This window comes from Bradyrhizobium sp. USDA 336 (genome assembly GCF_044908355.1).
Lineage (GTDB): Bacteria > Pseudomonadota > Alphaproteobacteria > Rhizobiales > Xanthobacteraceae > Bradyrhizobium > Bradyrhizobium yuanmingense.
Window position 1 is genome coordinate 6,365,490 of sequence record NZ_JBIYDC010000002.1, and the last position, 21,980, is coordinate 6,387,469.

The 21,980-nt window shown below is 64.6% G+C and carries 24 protein-coding genes, 1 tRNA gene and 2 pseudogenes; 12 read left to right on the plus strand and 15 right to left on the minus strand.

Annotated features, from left to right (window positions below; all coding sequences use genetic code 11):
• Positions 1-55: 55 nt before the first annotated feature.
• Positions 56-205, minus strand: a complete 150-nt coding sequence (locus ABIA45_RS30810) for a hypothetical protein (RefSeq protein WP_404654685.1) — start codon at positions 203-205, stop codon at positions 56-58.
• Positions 206-465: 260 nt separating this feature from the next.
• On the opposite strand from ABIA45_RS30810, the gene irr reads away from it, so the two are divergent.
• Entirely contained in the window at positions 466-951 is a 486-nt protein-coding gene (gene irr, locus ABIA45_RS30815; protein WP_404654686.1) for a Fur family transcriptional regulator Irr, read from the plus strand.
• 214 nt (positions 952-1,165) lie between these two features.
• On the opposite strand, the pseudogene ABIA45_RS30820 reads toward irr, so the two are convergent.
• Positions 1,166-2,714 (minus strand): annotated as a pseudogene (locus tag ABIA45_RS30820) (winged helix-turn-helix domain-containing tetratricopeptide repeat protein).
• Positions 2,715-2,847: 133 nt separating this feature from the next.
• Here ABIA45_RS30820 and mddA point away from each other — a divergent pair.
• Complete coding sequence (gene mddA / locus ABIA45_RS30825) at positions 2,848-3,636, plus strand: methanethiol S-methyltransferase (RefSeq protein ID WP_157285631.1); 789 nt, start codon at positions 2,848-2,850, stop codon at positions 3,634-3,636.
• A gap of 91 nt (positions 3,637-3,727) precedes the next feature.
• Positions 3,728-4,150 (plus strand): GFA family protein, encoded by a 423-nt coding sequence (locus ABIA45_RS30830; protein WP_404654687.1) that lies wholly within the window; start codon positions 3,728-3,730, stop codon positions 4,148-4,150.
• A 234-nt stretch (positions 4,151-4,384) separates the two neighbouring features.
• On the opposite strand, the gene ABIA45_RS30835 is transcribed toward ABIA45_RS30830, so the two are convergent.
• Complete coding sequence (locus ABIA45_RS30835) at positions 4,385-4,609, minus strand: hypothetical protein (RefSeq protein WP_036020653.1); 225 nt, start codon at positions 4,607-4,609, stop codon at positions 4,385-4,387.
• 234 nt (positions 4,610-4,843) lie between these two features.
• Here ABIA45_RS30835 and ABIA45_RS30840 point away from each other — a divergent pair, with 234 nt between their 5' ends.
• Entirely contained in the window at positions 4,844-5,128 is a 285-nt protein-coding gene (locus ABIA45_RS30840) for a hypothetical protein (protein WP_035996722.1), read from the plus strand.
• A 138-nt stretch (positions 5,129-5,266) separates the two neighbouring features.
• Here the strand turns inward: ABIA45_RS30840 and ABIA45_RS30845 are convergent, their stop codons facing one another.
• The 4 genes and pseudogenes from ABIA45_RS30845 to ABIA45_RS30860 all read right to left on the minus strand — a co-directional run bounded on the left by ABIA45_RS30845 (position 5,267) and on the right by ABIA45_RS30860 (position 9,267).
• Complete coding sequence (locus ABIA45_RS30845) at positions 5,267-7,201, minus strand: sensor histidine kinase (RefSeq protein ID WP_404654688.1); 1,935 nt, start codon at positions 7,199-7,201, stop codon at positions 5,267-5,269.
• Positions 7,198-7,881 (minus strand): response regulator transcription factor, encoded by a 684-nt coding sequence (locus tag ABIA45_RS30850; RefSeq protein ID WP_035996793.1) that lies wholly within the window; start codon positions 7,879-7,881, stop codon positions 7,198-7,200. Before ABIA45_RS30850 ends, ABIA45_RS30845 begins: the two co-directional genes overlap by 4 nt.
• Before the next feature lie 154 nt (positions 7,882-8,035).
• Positions 8,036-8,263: a hypothetical protein gene (locus ABIA45_RS30855; protein ID WP_036020661.1), complete on the minus strand. Its 228-nt coding sequence runs from the start codon at positions 8,261-8,263 to the stop codon at positions 8,036-8,038.
• Positions 8,264-8,399: 136 nt separating this feature from the next.
• Positions 8,400-9,267, minus strand: a pseudogene (locus tag ABIA45_RS30860) (alpha/beta fold hydrolase).
• 143 nt (positions 9,268-9,410) lie between these two features.
• On the opposite strand from ABIA45_RS30860, the gene ABIA45_RS30865 reads away from it, so the two are divergent.
• The gene (locus ABIA45_RS30865; protein ID WP_271546172.1) at positions 9,411-9,788 is read left to right on the plus strand and encodes a VOC family protein; all 378 of its coding nucleotides are present in this window, start codon (positions 9,411-9,413) and stop codon (positions 9,786-9,788) included.
• 23 nt (positions 9,789-9,811) lie between these two features.
• Positions 9,812-10,696 (plus strand): arginase family protein, encoded by an 885-nt coding sequence (locus tag ABIA45_RS30870; protein WP_404654689.1) that lies wholly within the window; start codon positions 9,812-9,814, stop codon positions 10,694-10,696.
• A 101-nt stretch (positions 10,697-10,797) separates the two neighbouring features.
• Here ABIA45_RS30870 and ABIA45_RS30875 read toward each other — a convergent pair.
• A tRNA-Leu gene (locus ABIA45_RS30875) sits at positions 10,798-10,882 on the minus strand.
• Positions 10,883-11,038: 156 nt separating this feature from the next.
• On the opposite strand from ABIA45_RS30875, the gene ABIA45_RS30880 reads away from it, so the two are divergent.
• Positions 11,039-11,578 carry a disulfide bond formation protein B gene (locus ABIA45_RS30880; protein WP_109142230.1) on the plus strand — a complete coding sequence of 180 codons (540 nt, stop codon included), beginning with the start codon at positions 11,039-11,041 and terminating at the stop codon, positions 11,576-11,578.
• Between the two features lie 3 nt (positions 11,579-11,581).
• On the opposite strand, the gene ABIA45_RS30885 is transcribed toward ABIA45_RS30880, so the two are convergent.
• Together ABIA45_RS30885 and ABIA45_RS30890 are read right to left on the minus strand one after the other, a co-directional pair.
• Positions 11,582-12,667, minus strand: coding sequence for an AbrB family transcriptional regulator (locus ABIA45_RS30885; protein WP_404654690.1), 1,086 nt, complete (start codon positions 12,665-12,667; stop codon positions 11,582-11,584).
• 100 nt (positions 12,668-12,767) lie between these two features.
• Positions 12,768-13,103, minus strand: a complete 336-nt coding sequence (locus ABIA45_RS30890) for a PsiF family protein (RefSeq protein WP_404654691.1) — start codon at positions 13,101-13,103, stop codon at positions 12,768-12,770.
• 200 nt (positions 13,104-13,303) lie between these two features.
• Between ABIA45_RS30890 and ABIA45_RS30895 the strand changes: the two genes are divergently transcribed.
• On the plus strand, positions 13,304-13,786 hold the full coding sequence (locus tag ABIA45_RS30895; RefSeq protein ID WP_275501263.1) for a hypothetical protein: 483 nt from the start codon (positions 13,304-13,306) through the stop codon (positions 13,784-13,786).
• A gap of 124 nt (positions 13,787-13,910) precedes the next feature.
• Here the strand turns inward: ABIA45_RS30895 and ABIA45_RS30900 are convergent, their stop codons facing one another.
• Positions 13,911-14,459 (minus strand): TetR/AcrR family transcriptional regulator, encoded by a 549-nt coding sequence (locus ABIA45_RS30900; protein WP_157286803.1) that lies wholly within the window; start codon positions 14,457-14,459, stop codon positions 13,911-13,913.
• A 106-nt stretch (positions 14,460-14,565) separates the two neighbouring features.
• On the opposite strand from ABIA45_RS30900, the gene ABIA45_RS30905 reads away from it, so the two are divergent.
• From ABIA45_RS30905 to ABIA45_RS30915, 3 genes are all read left to right on the plus strand, one after another.
• Entirely contained in the window at positions 14,566-14,994 is a 429-nt protein-coding gene (locus tag ABIA45_RS30905; RefSeq protein WP_157286804.1) for a thioesterase family protein, read from the plus strand.
• A 2-nt stretch (positions 14,995-14,996) separates the two neighbouring features.
• A complete protein-coding gene (locus ABIA45_RS30910; RefSeq protein WP_404654692.1) occupies positions 14,997-15,440 on the plus strand; it encodes a PaaI family thioesterase in 444 nt (147 codons plus the stop codon).
• A 113-nt stretch (positions 15,441-15,553) separates the two neighbouring features.
• Positions 15,554-16,207 (plus strand): DsbA family protein, encoded by a 654-nt coding sequence (locus ABIA45_RS30915; protein ID WP_404654693.1) that lies wholly within the window; start codon positions 15,554-15,556, stop codon positions 16,205-16,207.
• An 80-nt stretch (positions 16,208-16,287) separates the two neighbouring features.
• Here the strand turns inward: ABIA45_RS30915 and ABIA45_RS30920 are convergent, their stop codons facing one another.
• The 4 genes from ABIA45_RS30920 to ABIA45_RS30935 all read right to left on the minus strand — a co-directional run bounded on the left by ABIA45_RS30920 (position 16,288) and on the right by ABIA45_RS30935 (position 20,246).
• Positions 16,288-16,494 carry a hypothetical protein gene (locus ABIA45_RS30920; protein WP_128265907.1) on the minus strand — a complete coding sequence of 69 codons (207 nt, stop codon included), beginning with the start codon at positions 16,492-16,494 and terminating at the stop codon, positions 16,288-16,290.
• 81 nt (positions 16,495-16,575) lie between these two features.
• Positions 16,576-17,646: a phospholipase gene (locus tag ABIA45_RS30925; protein WP_404654694.1), complete on the minus strand. Its 1,071-nt coding sequence runs from the start codon at positions 17,644-17,646 to the stop codon at positions 16,576-16,578.
• 46 nt (positions 17,647-17,692) lie between these two features.
• Positions 17,693-19,123, minus strand: coding sequence for a hypothetical protein (locus ABIA45_RS30930; RefSeq protein ID WP_271546152.1), 1,431 nt, complete (start codon positions 19,121-19,123; stop codon positions 17,693-17,695).
• Positions 19,124-19,274: 151 nt separating this feature from the next.
• On the minus strand, positions 19,275-20,246 hold the full coding sequence (locus ABIA45_RS30935) for a S1C family serine protease (protein ID WP_157286809.1): 972 nt from the start codon (positions 20,244-20,246) through the stop codon (positions 19,275-19,277).
• Between the two features lie 264 nt (positions 20,247-20,510).
• Here ABIA45_RS30935 and ABIA45_RS30940 point away from each other — a divergent pair, with 264 nt between their 5' ends.
• Positions 20,511-21,929, plus strand: a complete 1,419-nt coding sequence (locus ABIA45_RS30940; protein ID WP_271546150.1) for a M20 family metallopeptidase — start codon at positions 20,511-20,513, stop codon at positions 21,927-21,929.
• Positions 21,930-21,980 lie beyond the last annotated feature (51 nt).

Below are 21,980 nucleotides of genomic sequence, written 5' to 3' on the forward strand. Positions count from 1 at the left end.
AGAGCATGCCGGCGCGGTGCACAAGTCCGCGCCTGCGACCAAAAGCATCAGGGCGTCATTTTCCGCCAAGCGCACGTCGCAATTCGTCGAGCGCGTCCGCGAGTTGCTCGCGATGCGCGATGTCGTCCTTGGGAAGCGCGGCGACGCTGCCGGCGAGCTCCCGCAGGATTCCGGCCAGCCGGCCGAAGTTGATGTGCAGATGCACCGATTTGCGTTCATCGGCCGCGCGAGGATGTTGCAGCACCAGCGCAATGCCGCTGCCGTCGAGCTTCGCCTCGAAGCGGGACGAACCTCATCGATGCCCGCGCATTCTGGCCGAGAACGAGCTGGACCGCCTTGCGCCAGGTCAGAGGCGGTCGGCGCCAAATTTGATCCGGATCAAAGCCGGCCCGGCGCTTCTGCGATCGAATGGCAAGTAGCGGGACGCGCCTGCGCATCCCGTTTGCATGAGCCGTGAGACGATGGATGGACATTCAGGCCACGACTATCCCTGCGGATGACGACAGCGGGCCTGATGTCGCCGGTCTCGAGCCGGCGCCGGACGTGGGCGTGCAGCACTGCCTGCTTTTGCTCGGCAATGCCGGCCTGCGCCCGACACGCCAGCGCCTGGCGCTCGGCCGACTGCTGTTCCTGGGCGGCCATCGTCACGTCACCGCAGAAAGTCTCTACGCAGAAGCGCTGGCTGCGAACGCATACCTGTCGCTCGCCACCGTCTACAATACGCTGAACCAGTTCACCGAAGCGGGCCTCTTGCGCCGGATCGCGGCCGACGGCATCAAGTCGTTCTTCGACACCGATACGTCCCTGCATCCGCACTTCTATCTCGAAGGCGAGGACGTGCTGGTCGACGTTGCCGATGGCCTCGCCTTCACCAAGATACCCGAGGCCCTTCCCGGCCACGAGATCGCGCGTCTCGACGTCGTCGTCCATTTACGCCGGAAGCGAACCTAGCGCAGCCGTGCGCTCTTCCTCCCCTGGAGGGCGAGGGTCGGCTCACATTGAGCGCAGCGAAAATGTGAGACGGGGTGGGGTGACGGTGTCTCCACATCCGACACTGCCCGAGTGGAGAGATCACCCCACCCCGCTCGCGCTGCGCGCGATCGACCACGGGCGAGCTTCGCTCGGCCCGGCCCCCTCCAGGGAAGGGTAAGAGCAGCGTTGCGCCTTACCGCAACCCGGCGCGGCGGAATCCCTCCAGATAGTGTTCGCGATCTCGCTCATTCGCCCACGGCAGCTGCGTCGCGATCCAGTGCAGCGAGATGCCCGGCTGGGTGCGGCGGAGCTCTCCGAGTGCCATTTCCGCAAGCGCGCCATCGCCGGTCATGCCGGCGGAGACGGCGAGCACGCGGTATGCGCCGGTAAGATCGCCGCGGTGGCGGATCGCCTCGCGCGCCAGCGCGATGGCCTCGCCATAGTGCCGTTCGGTGAAGCGCGCATAGGCGGCGATACCGTGATAGATCGCCAATGACGGATCGCGCGGCGACAGCCGGATCGCCTTTTGCGCAGCCTCGAACGAGTCCTTCGACCGTCCGGCATAGGACAGTGCCAGCGCGTAATAGCCCTGCGCCAGCGAGAAGTTCGGATTGAGCGCGAGCGCCTGCTCGAACTCGGACAGCGCGTCGGTGAGCCTGCGGGTCGAGAAGCAGACGCTGCCGAGCGCGGCATGTGCCCAGGCATCCTCATGGTCGCAGCGCACCGCTTTGAGCGCGGCGGCTTCCGCGGACGGCGCAACCGCGGCCAGCTCGGTCCAGCCGAGATGCACGCCGAACATGTCATTCACGGCCAGCACCGACAACGCCTGGCCGTAATCCGGATCGATCGCGATCGCGCGCGCGAGCAGCGCCTTCGCGGCCGCGTGGTCCTGCCGGGTCACGCGCCAATAATGCGACAGCGCGCGCATCAACAGGTCCCAGGCGTCGAGGCTCGCCGGCGGCTTACGACGGCTGCGGAAATTCTCGGCGGCGTGGATCTGCGGCTCGATCGCGGCGGCGATCGCATTGGTGATCTCGTCCTGCACGGCGAAGACGTCGACGAGCTCGCGGTCATAGCGCTCGGCCCAGAGATGACCGCCCGACACGGCGTCGTTGAGCTGCGCGGTGATGCGCACCCTTTTGTCCGCCTTGCGCACGCTGCCTTCGACGATGTAGCGGACGCCGAGCTCCTCGGCGATCTGCCTGATGTGGACCGCGCGTCCCTTGTAGGTGAAGGAGGAGTTGCGGGCGATCACCATGAACCAGCGCTGCTTCGATAGCGCGGTGAGGATGTCCTCGCTGATCCCGTCGCCGAAATAGTCCTGCTCGGGATCCCCGCTCTTGTTCTCGAAGGCGAGCACCGCGATCGCCGGGCGGTCCGCAACGCGCGGGGGAGCGGGCCTGGCTTCCGTCCGCGCGAGCGATACTGCCACCTCTTCCCGGACCTCGCCGATGAAGCGAAACCCCTTGCGCGGAATGGTCTTGATCAGGCGCTGGGTCGCGCCATCGTCGCCGAGCGCCTTGCGCGCGGCGTTGATCCGGCTGTTCAGGGCCGGAATCCGAAACGATGCGGTCGTTCCAGATCTGGCTGATCAGGTCATCCTTACTGACCACACGCGCCCGTTGCGTGACCAGATAAAGCAGCAGATCGAACACTTGCGGCTGCAACGGAACGGTTTCCCCGTCGCAAGTGAGCTCCCGAAGGTCACCGTCCAGCACGTTGTTTTCAAAGCGAAATCGCACGTTCTCGTCGTCTCAAGCAAAAATCAAAGTCGTCTAAGGCGAAAATCAATCGTCCGCGAAAGCCGCGGGACGTCCGATCCGGCATGGTGCGAAGACCAAACCGTATCGATGCCTCGGCACAACGGAGTGTTTTATGACCCAAATTGATCACCAGGTTCATTCTCTCGGCCCGGAGGTTACGGGCTCTCGTATTTTCAGGTTCATCGCCTTTCTGTACGGAATTGCGGCGTATCTCGTGTTTTTCGTCACCATTCTCTATGCGATCGGCTTCGTCATGGGGGTGATGGTGCCCAAGACCATCGATACCGGTGCCGAAGCGCCCGTCGTTCGCGCGGTCGTCATCAATCTGCTGCTGATGTCGCTGTTCGCGGTTCAACACAGCGTGATGGCACGCCAACAATTCAAGGATTGGTGGACGCAGTTCGTCCCCAAGCCGGTCGAGCGCTCGACCTACGTGTTGTTCGCGAGCCTGTCATTGCTCCTCCTGTTCTGGCAGTGGCGTCCGCTACCCGCGGTCATATGGGAGGTCGAGAACCCCGATCTTGCCGTGACACTGGTCACGTTGTCCTTCGCCGGCTGGGTGCTGGTGTTCACTTCGACCTTCATCATCAACCATTTCGAACTGTTCGGCCTGCATCAGGTGACGAATCATCTCGTCGGCAAGGAGATGCAGCCGCCGCGTTTCAAGACGCCGCTGCTCTACAAGTTCGTCCGCCATCCGATCTATCTCGGTTTCATCATCGCGTTCTGGGCGGCGCCGGTCATGACCGCGGGTCATCTGCTGTTCGCGGTCGTGACCACGCTCTACATCTTCGTCGGCATCGCGCTGGAGGAGAGCGATCTCGTCGATCTCTTCGGCGACGAGTACCGGCAATACAAGCAACGCGTCTCCATGCTTATTCCCTGGCGCCGGTCGGTATAGTCTAGGCCAAGCCCCGCGCATCCAATCGAAACAAGGGCGCGCGGGGCGCCGACGCGCGATAATGATCCATCAGAAAAAGGGAGACGTCCAAATGAAACATGTCGGAAACTGCTTCTGCGGCGCGGTCACGGTCGAGGTCACGGGCGCGCCGGAGGCGATGGGCTATTGCCATTGCCGCTCCTGCCGCTCGTGGTCGGGCGGTCCGGTCAACGCCTTCAGCCTGTGGAAGCCGGAAGCCGTGCGCATCACCGAAGGCGCTCAGAATGTCGAGACCTTCGTCAAGACGCCGCTCAGCCAGCGCAAATACTGCAAGAAGTGCGGTGGCCATCTCATGACCAACCATCCGCCGCTCGGTCTGGTCGACGTCTTCACCGCAACCATCCCCACCCTCGCGTTCACGCCCGGCGTCCATGTCAACTATGCCGAGACCGTGCTGCCGATGCGCGATGGCCTGCCCAAGCTGAAGGATTTTCCCGCCGAGTTCGGCGGAAGCGGCGAAATGATGCAGGAATAGCGGCGCGCCTTCAGTTGAAGGCTGTTCCCTGCTGCCATCCTCGGTCGATTCGACTGCCGCGGTCTGTTCACCTCTCCCGCTTGCGGGAGAGGTCGCGCCGAAGGCGCGGGTGAGGGCTTTCTCCTCTTGGGGATTGTCCCATTGCGGAAGCACCCTCTCCCCAACCCTCTCCCGCAAGCGGGAGAGGGAGCGCACCTCCGTCGTTGCAGCGATCAAGCGTCATTTCATCGCACTTTAGCCTCCGCGCGATTCGACCACCTTGCGGCAGGAATCGGACAGCTTCGACTTGTTCTCCCGCAGGCAGGCGTTCATTTGCGGCGGCTTGCCGATATGCTCGGCGCAGAATTTGCTGGCGTCGCCGCGGCAGGCCATTTGCTCCTGGACAGATGGACCGGACTGCGCGGCAGCAGGCAGGGCGGCAGCTGCGAGCAGCAGCGCGGCAAGAACCGAAATCTTCATAGAGCACCTCTTTGGAATTCTCGTTGGTCCCGACCGGGATCAATCGGGCCGGACCATTCCGCAAAGGCCGGGCGCCGGTCCATGCCATGTTCATGGCAGCGGCCAGTCCTCCCGCCCGCGGTACCCCCATCTTCATGGCATGTATCCGCGCGCCGACTTTTGTCATTCAGGCTGCACCTCGGCTGCGAGACCCGGTGATTGCGTCGGGACGCCGAACGGAACCAGGAGAGCAAGATGTCGAAGAGAGCTGGAGCGCTGGGCGCAGGGCTGACGGTCATGGCGCTGGCGGGCGCGGCGATGGTGTCGCTGGGCACGAGCCCGGCGCAGGCCGTGGTCTATTGCAAGACCGTCGGCGTGCCCAAGGGCTGCGTGGTGCGGCCGACCGGCGCCGTGGTGGTGGGAGCGCCGGTCGCGCGGGCTGCCGTCGCGACCCCCGGTGTCGGCGCACCCGGTGTCGGTGTGCGTGCCGGCACGCCGATGAATCGGGGCGGCCCGGTCAATCGCGTCGGCGTGCGCTGATATTTCCGCTCCATTGAATTGATGCATCGCTTCGGGCCAAGGGGCCCGCGGACGAAGACCCCCCGTCCTCCGCGGGCAATTTTAACCCGGCCCGTCCCCTCTCTCCGTGCGCCCCACACGTTCGGGGAGGGGGCCCTTTCAACCCGCGGCCATGTCGCTGTCGGGAAAACGTTGCGGCAATTTCAGCCGCAAGCGCGTGCCGGAGGAATCAGACGTCAGGTCGAGCACCGCGCCGCAGCGCGCGGCGCGGCTTTTCATATTGCGCAGGCCGCGCGCGGTCTGGCCGGCCCCCGCGGCCTCGCCATTGCCGGCCAGCGCAAAACCGTTTCCGTCGTCCGTCACGGTTATCACGCCGTAGGGTCCCTGGCCTGCGTCGAACGTGTCGATGGTCACCGCGATGCGGCGGGCCTGCGCGTGCTTGACCGCATTGGTCACGGCCTCGTCGAGGATGCGCACGATCTGGACGACGTGCCATGGCCTGAGCTCGGGATGCAGCGGCAGGCCCTGCGGCGTCGCCACGCGCCAGTCGAGCGTGATGTCGTGCGGCCGCAATTGGGCCGTGGCGCGCTCGCGCCAGGAGCCGAGCGCCAGCATCAGGTCGCCGCCGATGTCGTCCATGGAATCGATGACGAGACGGAGATCCTTCAGCGCCGCGCGTGCGGCGTCCGTGATGCTCGCGCCCGCGCTGCCGCGTTCGGACAGCGCGACGATGCTCACGAGCTGGCCGCCGAGTCCGTCGTGCAGGTCTCGCATCAGGCGCGTGCGCTCGTTGGCGAGCGCCGCCGCGCGGGCGCGCTTCTCCTCGCGGGCAAAGCTCGCCTTCAGCCGCTCCTCGGCCTCCCGCACCCGCGTCACCAACTGGCCGGCAAAGCTGTCGACCTGGTTCAAGGCGCGGGCGAAGCGCCAGGTCAGCCCGGCGCCGATCGCGACCAGCATCGCCGAATAGGACAGGCGCGAGACGAAGATGCGATCGTTGCTCACGATATCGAGCACCGTGAGCATGTCCTGAACCCAGCAGACCAGCACGATGGTCACCGCGCAGCCGATCGTGAAGCTCGCCGCGTCCTGCCGTCGCACCACCGCGGTTGCGGTGACGCAGGCCATCAGGAACAGGCAGAGCCCGACGGTGGGAATGCCGAGCACCAGGAACAGGATGCGCGGCAGCGGCGGGCCCCCGATCAGCCCGACCACGAATATGAGGACGCCTGGCACGAACAGCAACGTGCCGTAGCGCGGCCAGCGCCAGCCGAAGAACAGCACGCCGAACACGACGATCAGCGCGCTCTCGATCGGTGCGGAGGCCAGCAGCACCGCGGCCAGGTGCGATACCGTGGCCGGCGGCACCGGCGGCGGCGCGAATGCCTGCACCACGCCGAGCACCATCGCCGTCGCCAGTACGCCATAGACCGGCTCGTGACGCCGCATCAGCCACATGATCGCGAGGATGACGGCCAGGATCGCCTGCCAGGCGGAAAACACCACCGGCAGGGTGACGAACAGCAGCGTGCGTGTCTCATAGGCCGGGCGCAAGGCGATATCAGGCCCGACATAGACGGTGTCGAGGAAGCCCTTGAGCGGGCCCCATACGAAGAGCCGCACCGTGATCTCGTTTCCGCCCTCGTGCAGCAGCGACGCGGGGATGACGGCGATCTGCGGCGTGTTGCGGTCGGGCCGGTTGGCGTTGGTGTCGCGTCGGGAGTCGAGCACGACGACGCCGTTGACGGCGACCTCCACCGCGTTGCTGAAGCGCGGCAGGAACACCGACCAGCCCGCGGCCGCATCGCCGCCCCGGAATGTGAAGGTGCCGGCGTAGATCGGCGGGTCGGCCAGCGAATAGCGTGACGAGGTGAAATGCGGCAGCGTCACCGGGCGCGTCAGACCGTCCTCCCGCGCCGAGAAATCGTCCACCGCGTAGTCGTCGGGATCGCTCGGCTGCAGCAGCCGAATCCCCAGGATCGTGACGATCACGATCAGCGCCTGAAGCAGCAGATAGGGCACGAGGCGCGAGGCGATCAGCCGGCGCCGCGGGCGTGTCGGTGCCTTCGTAGGTGCTTTGGCCGCAATCTCGCTCACAGCTTGATCAGGCCCTGCTGCACCGCCTCGAACACTGCCTCGCTGCGCGTATGCACCTCGAGCTTGCGATAGATGTTTTTGATATGGCCGGGGACGGTCTGCTTGGACAGGCCGAGATGGCTCGCGATCTCGGCATAGCTGAAGCCTTTGGCGATGCCCCACAGGATGTCGATCTCGCGCGGGGTGAGCCTTGCCGTGTTGAGCGCGGGGCCGGGCGGCGGCTCCGCCGAATTCTGCGCGGCACCTTGCGTCCTGCGCACGATGAAGCGGGCGATCGAGGCCGAGATCGGCGAATGTCCCGCGACCAGATCGCGCACGGTGGTGGCGATGTCGGTGGGGAAGGCGTCCTTGAGCAGGTAGCCGGTGGCGCCGACCGTGATCGCGGAGATCACGCTCTCCTCGTCGCCGAGCGCGGAAATCACCATGATTTCGGTGTCGGGGAAGCGCTGCCGCATCTCGCGGATCAGCTCGACGCCGTGGCCGTCGGGCAGCCGCAGATCGGTCAGCAGCACGCGCGGCGCGCCGGCGGCGAGGGCCTGCCGCGCCTCTGCGAGCGTACCGGCGCTGCGCACCTCGTAACCGGCCTTGACCAGCGCATCCTGGAGGCGCCAGCAGGTCGGCGCATCGTCCTCGACCAGGAGGATGGTGATGGCTTCACCCGTCTCGCCTTGTTCGGTCATGATCATGGTCCCGCGATCCGCGTGTCCCCCGCGGCGCGAGGCAAGTCTAACCGCAGCCCGAAGGCCGTGACACCCATAATCATGGGGGCAGTCACGGGACTGCCATGTGCCGACCCAACGTTGCCGCGCGACGGAGTGCCGCCGCCAATCCAGCTTACGAAAGATCAACCCGCGGCGGCGGATATCGCCGCGCCAGGACCGATAGCGACAGCGGCCGTTCGTCTTCCGGCAGCTCCAGATAGGCAAGCACGAGCGGCCGCTTCCAATCGCCGACGCCGAAATCCATCGCCGTCCATTTCTGCGGCTCGGGCCCTTCGAGCCCCCGGACCCAGACGAAATAGCGGGGAAGGTCGTCCGTGTCCGTCGTGCGTCTCCTGGCCATCGAAGCGGTCCGCTGCGTCAAGATCGTTGCCGCACGATATAAGGAATATCTGGGGGAAGTCGAACGCCCGGGGCGATCGGGGAAGCTTGCCGCCCGCGCCGGTGCCGGTTGGCGACAAAAGCACTGTCGTTGCCCGTTAAGGTTCGATCCGTTCGAGAAATGATCGCGTAAGCGAAACAATCTCGTCGAGGTTGGTTTCGAGCAGCCAATGGCCGCCATCCAGGAGATGCAGTTCGGCATCCGGCAGGTCGCGGAGATAGGCCCCGCCCTGACTCCTCAGGCATGTAATGGTCCTGCGGCCCCCACAGGATCAATGTTGGGGGCTTGTGCTGCTGAAGATATCGGCGGTGCTCGGGAAACCATTGGCGGTTCGCCTTGAGGCCAAACAGAACGTCTGCGGCGGCGTCTTTCCGCCGCTCGGTCATCAGCGACCAGTGCAATCGCCAAAGGTCCGGTGCGATAAGTCCAGCCATGTCCGCACGCACATCATTCAGGAACTCGTCGCGGAAATTCTCTTCAGTGACAGCTTCCCGCATCGCCGCACGCATCTCCTGATCGGGCAGTGACCAGGACTTCTCGATGTCGGCGTATGCCGGGCCAAGCGCATCTTCGTAAGGTATGTCGCCGTTTTGAATGATCTGGGCCACCACCCTCTCAGGCCGCATGATCGCCAGCCTGGCCCCGATCGGTGAGCCGAAATCATGAAGGTAGATCACGAAGCGTTCGATCTTCAGCTGCTTCACGAACTGGTCGAGCCACGCGGCATAGCCGTCGAAGCTGTAATCGAAGTCATCAGGTGTCCCGCTATAGCCGAACCCGGGATAATCGGGAGCAATCAGCCGCCATTTATCGGCCAGTCGCGGCATCAGATTGCGGAATTCGTAGGATGAGCAGGGATAGCCGTGCGGCAGCAGAACGACGGGCGCGCGTTCAGGACCGGCTTCTCGGTAGAAGGTATCCACGGATCCGATCCGGACCCTGCAATGTCTGACGCGTGTGTCCATGTCTTGCTTCCTTTGTAGATAAAGCAACTTCCGGGGCGGGGTTCCCGGCATCTGCGTCGTGGTGGGTAGAACCGAAGGCGGCTCTGACGGAACAACCACCGGAAGCTTACCGTTACGAAGCAACATCGGAACGGGAGGTCGTTGTGATCCACCATGTCTCGGTAGGAACGAATGATGTTCAGCGTGCGAAGCGCTTCTACGATGCGGTCTTGCCGGTCGTCGGGATCACGCCGATGGCCGAGGACGAGGGTGGATTGGGCTACGGAAGCGGGACGTTTCACTTCAGCGTTCAAGTTCCGATCGACGGAAAGCCCGCGACCGTGGGTAACGGCAGCCACATCGCCTTTGCCGTCGAGAACCGCGCGATGGTCGATCGCTTCTACGCTGCCGCATTGAAGCATGGTGGCAGCGACGCTGGCGCTCCCGGGCTGCGGCCGAGTTACGACCTCAACTATTATGGGGCGTTTGTCCGCGATCCAGACGGTCACAAGATCGAGGCCGTGACCTACTCGGCACAATAGTCGCCAGCGAGCGGGAAGGCGCCATGCCGACCATGCCCTATGCAATTATCGAAGCTCCTTCGACGCTCGGCCTTGCGACTGACGGCGTGGAGCGCTTGCCCGAACAGCTGCTGAAGCTTGGTCTTGCGGAGCGCATCGGCGCGCGCCGCGCCGGGCGGCTGATGGTGCCTTCGAAAGATCCGACGCCGGATCCCGAGACCGGCGTCTTGAATGCCGGCGCAATTGCGGCGTGGTCGCCCAAACTCGCCGACGCGGTGGAAGCGGTGCTCGTCGCGGGCGAGTTTCCGGTGGTGCTGGGCGGCGATTGCACGATCTTGCTGGGCTCGATGCTCGCGTTTCGACGGCGCGGCCGCTACGGCCTGTTGTTCATCGACGGCCACGCCGATTTCTTCCAGCCCGAGGCGGAGCCCAAGGGTGAGGGCGCCTCGATGGATCTCGCCTTCGTTTCCGGCCACGGCCCGTCCCTCCTGGCCGACATCGAAGGTCGCGGTCCTCTGGTCCGCCCTGAAGACATTGTGGCGTTTGGGTATCGCGATCACCAGGATCAGGCGGAATATGGAAGCCAGCCGCTTCCCGAAGAGCTCAAGGTGCTTGACCTTCCTGCTGTGCGGGCGCGAGGCATCGAGGCCGCTGCGCGCGAAGCCGTCGATCACCTGACGCGAGCCGAGCTGGACGGCTTCTTCATCCATCTCGACGCCGATTGTCTCGACGATGCCATCATGCCGGCTGTCGATTTTCGCGTGCCGGGTGGGTTGTCGTGGGACGAGCTATCGACCGTGCTCCGGGTTGGCTTGGCGAGTGGCAAGGCGGTCGGCCTGGAGATCACTATCTACAATCCGGGCCTGGATGAAGACGGCAGCGCCGGGCGTGGCCTGGCCGATGTGCTCGCAGCAACGCTCGGGTCGTAGTTCGAGTTTGCTGAACCAGTCGGTCTTCGCCAAGAGAAGAGGCTTCGCCGGACACGCTTCTTCCTTCAAGCCCCGCCACGCGAAGCCCAAAGGGCGAAGCGTGGTGCCCCTGGCCGGAATCGAACCAGCACTCCTTGCGGAACTCGATTTTGAGTCGAGCGCGTCTACCAGTTCCGCCACAGGGGCCCTCGGTCGGCCCCATATGCGGCGTCGCGAAGCCGGCGGACTATAGCCATGGACGGGACGGGGTCAACCCGCGCCAAAGTGATCCCGGCCGTTCTCGACAGCCGCATGGGCTGGGGCTAGAGGCTTGGGAGCGCGAGAGATGCGAAAGAGGCTGCCGTGACCACCCAGAGTGCCGCCATACCTGCGTTCAAGCCGGGCGCCACGAGCCCCGCGCTGACCGCCGCGGCCTTGGTCACGCTGATCGGCGCAGCCACGATTGCGGGCGCCTGGTTCTTCCAGCTCGTCCTGGAGATCCTGCCCTGCCCATTGTGCCTGGAGCAGCGCTACGCCTATTACCTTGCGATACCTCTCGGTGTGCTGACGGCGCTGGCGGCGCGAAGCGGCGCGCCGCGGCCGCTGCTGCTGGCGGGGCTGGCGATCCTCACCCTGGCGACGCTCGCCAATGCCGGCCTCGGCGCCTACCATTCCGGGGTTGAATGGGGGTTCTGGAAGGGGCCGACCGATTGCTCCGGTCCGGTCGTCAACCTCGGCAGCGCCGCCGATCTCTTGTCGAAGCTCGACACCGTGAAGGTGGTGCGCTGCGACGAGGTGCAATGGCGCTTCCTCGGCCTCTCGCTCGCCGGCTACAACGTGCTGATCTCGCTCGTGATGGCCGCGATCGCCGCGTGGGGATTCGTGCGGACGGCGAAGCGCTAAAGCTCAATCATCCACGTCGTCCTGCGTGCGCCCGAACAGGTGCACGATGCCCGGAGTAGCGATCGTCACGAAGACGAAACGCGACAGGTGGTGCGCGCCGACGAAGATCGGGTCGATGTGCAGCGTCAAAGCCAGCGCCAGCATCGCGTCCATCGCGCCCGGCGCGAAGGCGACGACGACGTCGGAGAATTTCACCGGGGTGGTCAGCGCCACGATGCCGACGAAGATGGCGGAGACGGCGATGGCCACGGCAAACGAGCCCAGCGCAGCGCTGAGGTGGCCGGCGAGCGTCTTGATTCGCATCCGGGCGAAACGGCTGCCGATCAGTGCGCCGATCCCGATCAGCGCAACGCCACGCACCCAGTCCGGCAGGCCGCCCTCGACCCATCCGGCACCATGCAGCACGCTGGAGGCGATCATCGCGCCGAACATCCAGCTCGCGGGAAACCTGATCAGCCGCAGCACGAGCGCCGCGGCCAGCGACGCGGCGGCCAGCTCGAGCAGGTCGAGCGGCGAGGCGATGGTCGTTGTCAGCGACTGTGCAGCCGAGGGCGTGACGCCTGCAATCGCCAGCACCATCGGCAGCGCGGCGGTCAGGATCATGACGCGCATAGTCTGCACCACCGCAATGCCCGGCAGGTCGGCGCCGCGCTCGACCGCCAGGATCGTGATCTGCGACAGCGCGCCGGGACTGCCGGCCAGGAAGGCGGAGGTGCGGTCCCAGCCATGCATGCGCTGGAGGTAATAGCTCGACCCGAACGTGGAGCAGAACGTGGCGAGCGCAAGCAGGCCGATGGTGACGGGGTAGGCGCTGACCTGCTGAAGCAAATGGCGCGAGACGACCGAGCCCAGCGAGATGCCGAGCAGCACCAGCACGGTCTGGGTCAAAATCGGCGGCAAGGTCAGCTGACGGCCGGCGATCGCGGCGATCCCGACCGCGATCATCGAGCCGGAGATCAGCCCGCCGGGAAGGCCGGCGAGCAGAAACACAAGGCCGCCGGCGGTGCCGATGACGAGCGTCTCCACCGTGCTCAGGATCGTGGCACGGCTCGGCCATTCGAACGACAGGGAGGCGGTGATGTGCTTCACGCCACCTTATCGCAAATCAGCGCGAGGCGCACAATTGCAGGCTCGTCATGCCGCAATGCGCGAGGCCTTCCGCGGAGGCTCGGACGGAATCGTGACGGGCTTATTTCTTGTCGGCTGCGGGAGCGGCGGGAGCTGCGGGAGCGGCGGGAGCTGCTGGAGCGGCGGGAGCTGCTGGAGCGGCGACTGCGCTGCCGGCCCTCGCCTCCTTTTTGCATTCGCGACGGAATTTCTTGCGCTCCTTCCCCTTCAATCCCTTGGCGTCCGCCTGCCTGGAGCATTCCAGCGATTCCGCCGATCGCTCCTTCGTTGCCTTCTTGTCGTCGACGGTGGCGGCAGTGTCGGTCTTGGCGGCCGGCGCGGCGGTCTGTGCGAAAGCGGTGCCGGTGACGAGCAGGGAGGCGAGAGCAACGGCGGCGAGGCGGGACGTGAAGGTCATGTGGTGCACTCTGCTTGCGAGAATTGCGAAGGGCTGGAGCGTTGGCTCGCGTTGCTGAACGCGACATGAATGAGTTGAGCGGCAGGATCACTATATTTTGCCGGCGCAACTCATCGCATCCTTGTCGCAAGCGGCCGGCACGCTAGGATAGCAATCCTCAATTCACTTCCGTCGGGGAAGATCAAGCAGGAGATCCAGGGATGACCATTCAGACGAATTTGTTGTATGCGATCGCAGCGTCCGGTGTCGCGGCATTGCTGACGAGCGCGCCGGCACAGGCACTGACCGCGCAGGAGTGCGGCGCGAAGTACCAGGCCGCCAAGAAGGACGGTACGCTCGGCACCATGAAGTGGAATGACTTCCGCAAGGCCCAATGCGGTGCCGATGCGACGCCCGCCGCTGCGCCGACAGCGGCTGCGCCCACAGCTCCCGCGGAGCCGAAGCAGGCCAAGAAGGAAGAGGCACCCGCCGCCGCGCCGGCCCTGCCGGCCGGTCCTGCCGTCTACCCGAACGCGGTCGATCCGAAATATGCCAAGGAGACGCCCGGCAAGGCGCGTCTGCACACCTGTGTCGACCAGTACAATGCCAACAAGACCACCAACGGCAACGGCGGCTTGAAATGGATTCAGAAAGGCGGCGGCTATTACAGCGAGTGCACCAAGAAGCTGAAGGGCGCCGCCTGAGCTTCGCATTGCTGCGAAGGCCGGAGCAACGCTCCGGCCAATTCGCCTGAAGTGTCGCGCATGATCTTTTCGGAAAGCCGCTGCACGCCTTGCGCTTACGCGGCCCTTGGGGTCCGGATCATGCTCAGTCGAGCAACTTCTCGGCGGATTTTGCCACGAGCTGCGACCGCTTGCGCGGACCGCTCTCGACGAACAACAGGCTCTGGCCGAAGATGAAGCAGTAGAACAGGAAGGCCTGCGCGTCGGCCTCTTCGGTCGCAAGGCCGGTCGCCCGGTAGAGGTCGCCGACGTGCCTGAGCCGCGCCGCGTCGACACTTGCCACTGCGGCCGCGGCGTTCTCATCCGAGCGGGCCCATTGCCGGATCGCGAGCTCGATCGCCATCCCTTCCGGATTGAGCCGCTCGGAATAGAGCTGGATCACTGCCCTCAGCCGCTCGCGGGGCGTTTGCCCGTCGAGGCTTGTCTGCTGCGCGATCGCGGCGATGCGGCCCTTGCGCCAGGCTTCGAGCATGGCCTCGAGCAGCGCGGCGCGGTCGGCGAAGCGCCGGTAGAAGCCGCCCTTGGTGACGCCGAGATTCTTGGCGAGCACCTCGACCCGCACGCCCTCCACCCCCGCGCGGGCGAGCTCGGCAAATCCAGCCTCGACCCAGACGTCGCCCTTGCCGTCGCTCATGGAGGAAGCCTCACCCGATCTTGATACGGTGCCGTATTGTTAATGCGCAACGGGTTTGATACGCTACCGTATCAACGACCAAGAATGAAAGCGCGGAGGAAATGCTATGGAGCAGGAGGCGACCTATCGCGGCACGGTCTATCCGTGGCAATGCGACCATGTCGGGCACATGAACATCATGTGGTATGTCGGCAAGTTCGACGAGGCCAATTGGAATCTGTTCGCTCGCCTCGGCCTGACGCCGAGTTACTTGCGGTCCTCCGGCCGCGGCATGGCCGCGGTGCAGCAAAACATCGCCTACAAGCGCGAGCTGCTCGCCGGCGACATCGTCGAGATCCGCAGCCATCTGCTCGAGATCAGGGACAAGTCGATCCGCTTCCGGCACGACATGACGAATGCCGAGACCGGCGAGCTCGCCGCGACGTGCGAGATCACCGGCGTGCACATGGATCGTCAGCTCCGCAAGTCCGCCCCGTTCGCAGATTGCATTCGCAATGCTGCCATGAAGCATCTTGCCGAACCAGCCGAGGTGTAGCCATGACCGTCTTCGAGCCGAAAAACCCGGGCTATCGCGCGGCGGCCATCGCCATGTTCGATGCCCAACCGGCCATGCGCACGCTCGGCATCGTGATCGTCCGTCTCGCGCCGGGCGAGGTCGAGCTGGCGATGCTGCATGCGCCGGCTTTCACGCAGCAGAACGGTTTCATCCATGCCGGCATCATCACGGCCGGGCTCGACAACGCCTGCGGCGTTGCGGCCTTCAGCTTGATGCCGGCGGAGGCCGGTATCCTCACCGTCGAATTCAAGACCACGCTGCTCGCGCCCGCCCGCGGCGAGCGTTTCGTCTTCAAGGCCGAAGTGGTCAAGCCCGGCCGCACGCTGACCTTCTGCGAGGCAAAGGCCTACGCCGAGCATGACGGCAAGACCACGCTGATCGCTACGATGACCGGGACATTGATGGCGATGCTGCCGGCGGCTTAGTTGAGCCGGGCGCGATTGGCGTGGCAATCGCGCCCGCAGCATTCTATATGACTCGTAACAATGGCCGGTGCGCGGGCGTATATCCGCAAGATGGGACCGGAACGGGACGAGACATGACTGGATTTGGGAATAATGCGCCGAGCCGGCGCGCAGCCTTGACGCTGATCGCAGCGGGCGCGCTTGCGGCGGGTGGCATCACCTCGGCGCGCGCCGCCACCGGCAATGACGAGGTGCTGACCGAAGCCAAGGTGCTGCGCGATCCCGACACGCCCGTCGCAGGCAATCCCGACGGCAACGTCACCATCGTCGAATGGTCCGATTACAATTGTCCCTATTGCCGCAAGCTCGAGCCCGAGCTGCGCCAGGTGGTCCAGGATGACGGCAAGGTGCGGCTGGTCATGAAGGACTGGCCGATCCTCGGGCCGGTTTCGGTCACCGCGGCGCGGAGCGCGCTGGCGGCCAAGTTCCAGGGCAAGTATCACCAGGCCCATGACGCCCTGATCGGCGTCAGCTCGCGCCTGACCGAGCCGCGCATCAACGAGCTGCTCGCGGCTGCCGGGGTCGACATGGACCGCTTGAAGCGCGATCTCACCGGCCACGCCAAGGACATCGACGCCATCCTCAAGCGCAACAACGAGCAGGCTGAAGCTTTCGGCTTCCAGGGCACCCCGTCCTTCATCGTCGGCAAGTATCGCGTGCCCGGCGCGCTCAGCATGACCGAGTTCGAGCAGGTCATCGCCGACGCCCGCAAGGCCAAGATGAACTGAGCCGGCGATATTTCAGGACGCAATACAAAGGCGCCGTCGCGGATCTGCGACGGCGCCTCGTTCATGTCGATCGGACGAAATTACTTCGACGAGATCCGGACCCAGTCCTTGTGCGCGCGATCGCGCAGCGCATCCCAATCGGCCTTGGCGACGTCCCAGTTCACGATGGTGCGGTTGGTGGTCGCGACCTCGCCTTTGGCGACTGACGACGTCTGCATGGAATCATAGACGTAGACGCCGCCCGCAAGCAGCAACGCGCCCAGGATCATTCCGAAAAAAGTCTGCATGGCGAACCTCCGGTGACGGGCGATAACGTTGGCCCGGAGTGATGGTTCCGCGACCATGCGGCGCATTCAAGGAGAGGTTGTTCATTTTCCATTCAGCCACTCCATCAGCTCCGCATTGATCTCGCGCGGATAGGTGTGGCTGAGGTCGTCGATCTCGCGATAGGTGACTTGGGCACCGGCGGCGGACAGCGCCGCCTGCGTCTGCCGCGCGGTCTGCACCGGAAACATCCAGTCGAGCTTGCCGTGAGTGATGAAGATAGGCAGGCCTTGCAGGCGCATCGCGTCGGCCATTTCCGCCATCAGCGGATGGAAGGTCGCTGCAACAGGGGCGAGATGCGTGAAGGGCGAGGCGCCGTCGAGGCCGGTGACGTAGCAGAAGGTGCCGCCGTCGCTCATGCCTGTCAGCAGCATGCGCGCGGGGTCGATCCGCCAGCGGCCGCGCACAGTATCGATGATGCGCATGAGGTTCGGTGTGTCGGTGTCGTCGCCCATCAGCGCCCAGGTCGGGCCGGTCGCGGTCGGCGCCACCAGGATCGCCCCAAGAGTGCGGGCGTCGCGGAGCCAGCTCCACAGAAAGCCGCGTCCGTTGCCGCTGCCGCCATGCAGCGCCATCACCAGCGGCATGGCACGCTCGGGCGCGTAATATTCGGGGACGTAGACCGAGAAGCCGCCGCGGCTGCCGGGCTCGTTGTGGTCGTGGAAGATGCCGGTATCTTCGCTCGCGCTGGCTTGGAGCCGCGACAACAAATCCGCATTGTCGCGATTGGCGGCGTTGAGGAAGAAGCCGCTCACCGGCGGAAATTGCGCTGCCAGCGGATAGAGCGCCTCTTGCGCGCGCGGGACATGGCGCAGGGCGCGGAACACCGCGACGAGATCGCCATGGCCACGCTCGACCTCACGAATGCCGGCAAAGGCAGCGAGCGTCTCGCCGCAGGCGCGATCGAGCCGCTCGCGCAGCCCGGCGAACTGCTCCGGCCACTCCCCGATTGCTGCGTGCGCCGTCTGCAGCGCCTCGTCCGGCGTGCCGATCGCATCCATCACCGAGGCAAAGGCCGGCGGATGCAGATGCCGATGGAAGAAACCGAGTGCTTCCAGCGCGTTGAGCAGAGGTGGCAGCACGGCCACGACGTCGTCGATCACGGCCTCGCTCATTATAGCCTCTCCACGGCTTGCGCCGCGGCGACCGCAGCGCGGTGCGCTATTTCTTCGCGGCCTTCTCCTGCGTCTTAAATCCCAGGTATGTCGAATTGACAATGCCCATCAGGAGCAGCAGATTCGTATCGAATTCCACGAAGATGAAGTTGGCGACGACGTTCCAGATAAAGATCACGGCGAGGATAGCGGTCCAGCCAATCATCTGAATCCTGTGCAATTTGGGTCCGTCTTCATCCGATAGCAGGTCGCTCCAGAATCTTTTCGATTTCACCCTTATCGGATTCTTGAGGTCGTCCCTATCCAGGATGACGGCAGCGATGCCAGTCACGCTGTTGATGCCGAGAAGCACGAGAATTGCTTCGGTGATGACGTTCCGGTAGATTCCCAGCGTGAGCCAGAGGAAGATGAAGCCCGCAGTCGAGAGCCACAGCCACAACGCCATCTGAGTGCGGCCGAGGCTGAACGTGCCTGCGGGGTCGTCCCTCGTTGGACTGGCCATGCATTCCTTTAGCTCGTCTTCAGCTTTCGTCTTGGCTTTCTGCAGATCAGCGTTCGTGGGGTCCGCGGCGGCCGCATCGCGTGCGGTCCTGGCATTTTGCTCCGCCAAATCGATATTTGTAAGCGAGTGATCGCGCAGGACGCTCGACTTGGCTGCAAAGATGGCGAAACCGGTCAACAGCAAGGCCATTGATAGCGCGCCCAGACCAACAATGTACGGCCAATACACCCGGAGTTCGATCGAGGATCTGGCTTCCGCCTCTGGCGTGCTGCTTTGCGATCTCGATACTCCGATCTTGAGCGGCATCGAACCCGAATTAGTCTTGTTCGCCAGCAAGCCGCGCCAGAATTTGGCGTCGTCCGACGCTGCATCAGGGGTCTGCCCGAACTCGAAAACGAGTGTTTGCGGTGCAGGTATAGCCGGCACCTTGAGCGACATCGGCGTGCGGCGTCCGTTCAGAAACAGCGTCACATCGACGACAGGAGGTGGCTGGTTCTGAGCGGCTTTGGCAACAGACAGGGCGACGTTGGCGACATCGAGCTTCTTCTCGGTTTCGGTCTTCGTCTTGGCATCGAGGGGGGTGTCAAGTTGTGTTTGTAGGTCCTTTACTTTCGTCTCGTTGTCTTCGACATCCTTCTTCAGCTTCTTTTCGCCAGCCTCGGACGCGACGCCGGCAACGACGACACAAAGGCGACCACCGAGCCTGATGGTACGGGGCAAGACGTCTACAATACGGAATTTCCCATTCGCGTCGTCAGCGGCGGATTTTGCGTTCGCAATAGAGCCAGGGTCGAGAGCGGCCTTCAATCCATCTCCGCAACCGGCATCGGCGACATTATTCGGCGCCTTTTGATTCGCTGGAGCGCCCGTGAGGAAGGGCCACTCGAACGCCGTACCAAGCATGCACATCACCAGCGCAACAATTCCCGCTAGCGTCAAAACGGCAGCGAGCGTCCTCGGAGGCACGCGGGGCATGGCAATTACCTTGAACAAAAAATGAGAGTAAAAATCACCAAGTTGTAGCTTGCAATGAGACACCCCAAAATTGCAAGCGATTATTCGCCGCAGCCTCCGGCGGAATATCCGGAGCTTGGTGTTGCGCTTGAGGGGTCTTGGCGACTCCCGCTCAGTGCAGCTTCGGCGCCTTCAGGAGCTTGAAGCGATCGGTCGACGTCACGGTGACGTCGAAGGTGACGCCTTCATGATGAACGGTGAGCGGCACGTCGACGCCGGCGGCGCCGAGCGCCCACATTTTCTTGTAGAAGGCGGTCTGGCTCGTCACCCTGTCACCGTTCACGGCGAGAATGACGTCGCCGGTCTTGAGCTCGGCGCGGGCGGCCGGGCCATTGGCGGAGATCCCGATCACCACCACGCGGTTGTCGATCTCGGTCGAGTAGAGTCCGAGCCAGGGTCGTGCCGGCTTGTTGACACGGCCGAACTTGCGCAAGTCCTCCAGGACCGGCTTCAGGAGGTCGATCGGCACGATCATGTTGACGTGCTCGGCCTCGCCGTCACGTTCGCGATCGAGCTGGAGCGAGCCGATGCCGATCAGCTCGCCGCGTTCGTTGAGCAGCGCCGTACCGCCCCAGTTCGGATGTGCGGGAGCGGTGAAGATGGCCTCGTCCAGCAGATATTCCCAGTAACCGGCGAATTCCTGCTTGGCCACGACCTGGCTCGCGACCGAGCGTGTGCGTCCGCCGGCGCCGCCGACCACGACGCGGTCGCCGATCCGTGTCGCCGCCGACGAGCCGAGCGGCAGCGGCGCAATGTCGAGCTGGCCGAGCGCTTGCACCAGCCCGAACCCGGTCTCGGAATCGAAGCCGAGCGCATGGCCCTCCACCACGCGTCCGTCGGCGCGGTGCAGCCAGACCGACTCTGCCTCGGTGATGAGATAACCTATCGTGAGCACCAGGCCGTCATCGATCACGACGCCGTTGCCGGCGCGTTCGGTGCCCAGTGTCTCGGCGCTGAAGGCGTCCGGAGGGATGATGGCGTGCAGGCCGACGACGGAGCCGAGTGCGCGGTCGAGATCGAAACCATAGTCGCTCGCCCGCGGCTGGTTCGCCGGCGGCACTCTCCATTCGGTCACAGTGCTCATGGAGTTCTCCTGGCTGAGAGCATCGCTCCGGCAAGACTGGCGGAACAACGCGCGAAGCACGCCTAATTTAGGCCGGAGCAGGCCGTCTTGAAAGCCTCGTTCCCAACTATTCGGGAGAACGCCGCGTGAAATCTTGGAAAGGCCTGGAAACGCATCGTCATCTGATCCGGCGCATGGCTGCTGTCCGGCGCGGTGCTAGGCGCCGTGCAGTGAAGCTGCTAACCATTGCCGCCTCGTTTGACCAAGGGATCACGGACGACAAGCATGGACAACCGCAGCGACATTTGGCGTGGCATCGACACGATCAAGGCACGCTTCATCGACCTCAGCGACAGGGTCTGGGGCATGCCTGAGGTCTGCTACACCGAGGCGCGGTCCGCCGCCGAGCATCTCGCCGAGCTGCGTCATCAGGGATTCCGCATCACCGAGAGCGTCGCCGGCATCCCGACTGCGCTGATCGGCGAGTGGGGCGAGGGCGGTCCGGTCATTGCCTTCATGGGCGAGTACGATGCGCTGCCGGGCCTCAGCCAGGAGGCGGGTGTCGCCGAGCATCGCCCGATCGAAAACGGCGGCCATGGCCATGGCTGCGGTCACAACCTGCTCGGTTCCGCAGCGCTGCTCGCCGCGACCGCGGTGAAGGACTGGCTGGCCGAGAGCAAGGTGCCCGGCCGGGTGCGCTATTACGGCTGTCCGGCGGAGGAAGGCGGCGCGGCCAAGGCCTTCATGGTGCGCTCCGGCGCGTTCGAGGACGCCGACATCGCCATCACCTGGCACCCGCACAGCTTCTGGGAAGTGGCGGTGACGCCCTCGCTTGCGAATACGCGCGCGGATTTCATCTTCACCGGCCGCACTTCGCATGCGGCGGCCTCGCCGCATCTCGGCCGTTCGGCGCTCGATGCGGTGGAATTGATGAATGTCGGCGTGAACTACATGCGCGAGCACATGCCGAGCGACGCGCGCGTGCACTATGCCCTGCTCGACACCGGCGGCATCGCGCCGAACGTGGTGCAAGCCCATGCCCGCGTGCGCTATTCGATCCGCGCGCGCGATCTTCCCGGCATGAACGAGTTGGTCGAGCGTGTGTCCAAGATCGCGCAAGGCGCGGCGTTGATGACCGAGACCAAGGTCGAGATGAAGATCATCTCCGCGGTCTCCAACATCCTGCCGAACACGCCGCTGGAGCAGGCGCTGCATCAGGTCATGGAAGAGCTCGGACCGCCGCATTTCGACGATGCGGACAAGAGCTTTGCCAGCCAGATCCGTGCGACCTTGAGCGATAAGGATATCGCCTCGGTCTATTACGCGATCGGCATGGAGCCGACCGATCGGCCGCTGGCCGACTTCCTGGTGCCGCTCGATGCCAAGCGCAATCCGCTGGTCGGCTCGACCGATGTCGGCGACGTGAGCTGGGTGGTGCCGACCGTGCAGGTGCATGCACCGACGGTTGCAATCGGCACGCCCTTCCACACTTGGCAGGTGGTGGCGCAGGGCAAGAGCCCGCACGCGCACAAGGCCATGGTGCAAGCAGCCAAGGCGATGGCAGGTCTCGGCATCAAGGCGTTGACGGAACCGGAGCTGATCAAGGTTGCCAAGGCGGATCTCCAGAAGCGGACGGCCCGGACTCCTTACGTCTGTCCGTTGCCGGATCACGTCGCGCCGCCGCTCGACATGTCCGTGGCGTAGGAATTCGCCTCGATACTTCGTCTGATCCAGCGAACAAATTTTCCGCAGTGC

Excerpts from the sequence above, each read along its gene's own strand:
- irr (WP_404654686.1), top strand. The coding sequence starts at position 466 with ATGGACATTCAGGCCACGACTATCCCTGCGGATGACGACAGCGGGCCT.
- mddA (WP_157285631.1), top strand. The coding sequence starts at position 2,848 with ATGACCCAAATTGATCACCAGGTTCATTCTCTCGGCCCGGAGGTTACG.
- ABIA45_RS30830 (WP_404654687.1), top strand. The coding sequence starts at position 3,728 with ATGAAACATGTCGGAAACTGCTTCTGCGGCGCGGTCACGGTCGAGGTC.
- ABIA45_RS30835 (WP_036020653.1), bottom strand. The coding sequence starts at position 4,609 with ATGAAGATTTCGGTTCTTGCCGCGCTGCTGCTCGCAGCTGCCGCCCTG.
- ABIA45_RS30840 (WP_035996722.1), top strand. The coding sequence starts at position 4,844 with ATGTCGAAGAGAGCTGGAGCGCTGGGCGCAGGGCTGACGGTCATGGCG.
- ABIA45_RS30850 (WP_035996793.1), bottom strand. The coding sequence starts at position 7,881 with ATGACCGAACAAGGCGAGACGGGTGAAGCCATCACCATCCTCCTGGTC.
- ABIA45_RS30855 (WP_036020661.1), bottom strand. The coding sequence starts at position 8,263 with ATGGCCAGGAGACGCACGACGGACACGGACGACCTTCCCCGCTATTTC.
- ABIA45_RS30870 (WP_404654689.1), top strand. The coding sequence starts at position 9,812 with ATGCCGACCATGCCCTATGCAATTATCGAAGCTCCTTCGACGCTCGGC.
- ABIA45_RS30890 (WP_404654691.1), bottom strand. The coding sequence starts at position 13,103 with ATGACCTTCACGTCCCGCCTCGCCGCCGTTGCTCTCGCCTCCCTGCTC.
- ABIA45_RS30895 (WP_275501263.1), top strand. The coding sequence starts at position 13,304 with ATGACCATTCAGACGAATTTGTTGTATGCGATCGCAGCGTCCGGTGTC.
- ABIA45_RS30900 (WP_157286803.1), bottom strand. The coding sequence starts at position 14,459 with ATGAGCGACGGCAAGGGCGACGTCTGGGTCGAGGCTGGATTTGCCGAG.
- ABIA45_RS30905 (WP_157286804.1), top strand. The coding sequence starts at position 14,566 with ATGGAGCAGGAGGCGACCTATCGCGGCACGGTCTATCCGTGGCAATGC.
- ABIA45_RS30910 (WP_404654692.1), top strand. The coding sequence starts at position 14,997 with ATGACCGTCTTCGAGCCGAAAAACCCGGGCTATCGCGCGGCGGCCATC.
- ABIA45_RS30915 (WP_404654693.1), top strand. The coding sequence starts at position 15,554 with ATGACTGGATTTGGGAATAATGCGCCGAGCCGGCGCGCAGCCTTGACG.
- ABIA45_RS30920 (WP_128265907.1), bottom strand. The coding sequence starts at position 16,494 with ATGCAGACTTTTTTCGGAATGATCCTGGGCGCGTTGCTGCTTGCGGGC.
- ABIA45_RS30925 (WP_404654694.1), bottom strand. The coding sequence starts at position 17,646 with ATGAGCGAGGCCGTGATCGACGACGTCGTGGCCGTGCTGCCACCTCTG.
- ABIA45_RS30930 (WP_271546152.1), bottom strand. The coding sequence starts at position 19,123 with ATGCCCCGCGTGCCTCCGAGGACGCTCGCTGCCGTTTTGACGCTAGCG.
- ABIA45_RS30935 (WP_157286809.1), bottom strand. The coding sequence starts at position 20,246 with ATGAGCACTGTGACCGAATGGAGAGTGCCGCCGGCGAACCAGCCGCGG.
- ABIA45_RS30940 (WP_271546150.1), top strand. The coding sequence starts at position 20,511 with ATGGACAACCGCAGCGACATTTGGCGTGGCATCGACACGATCAAGGCA.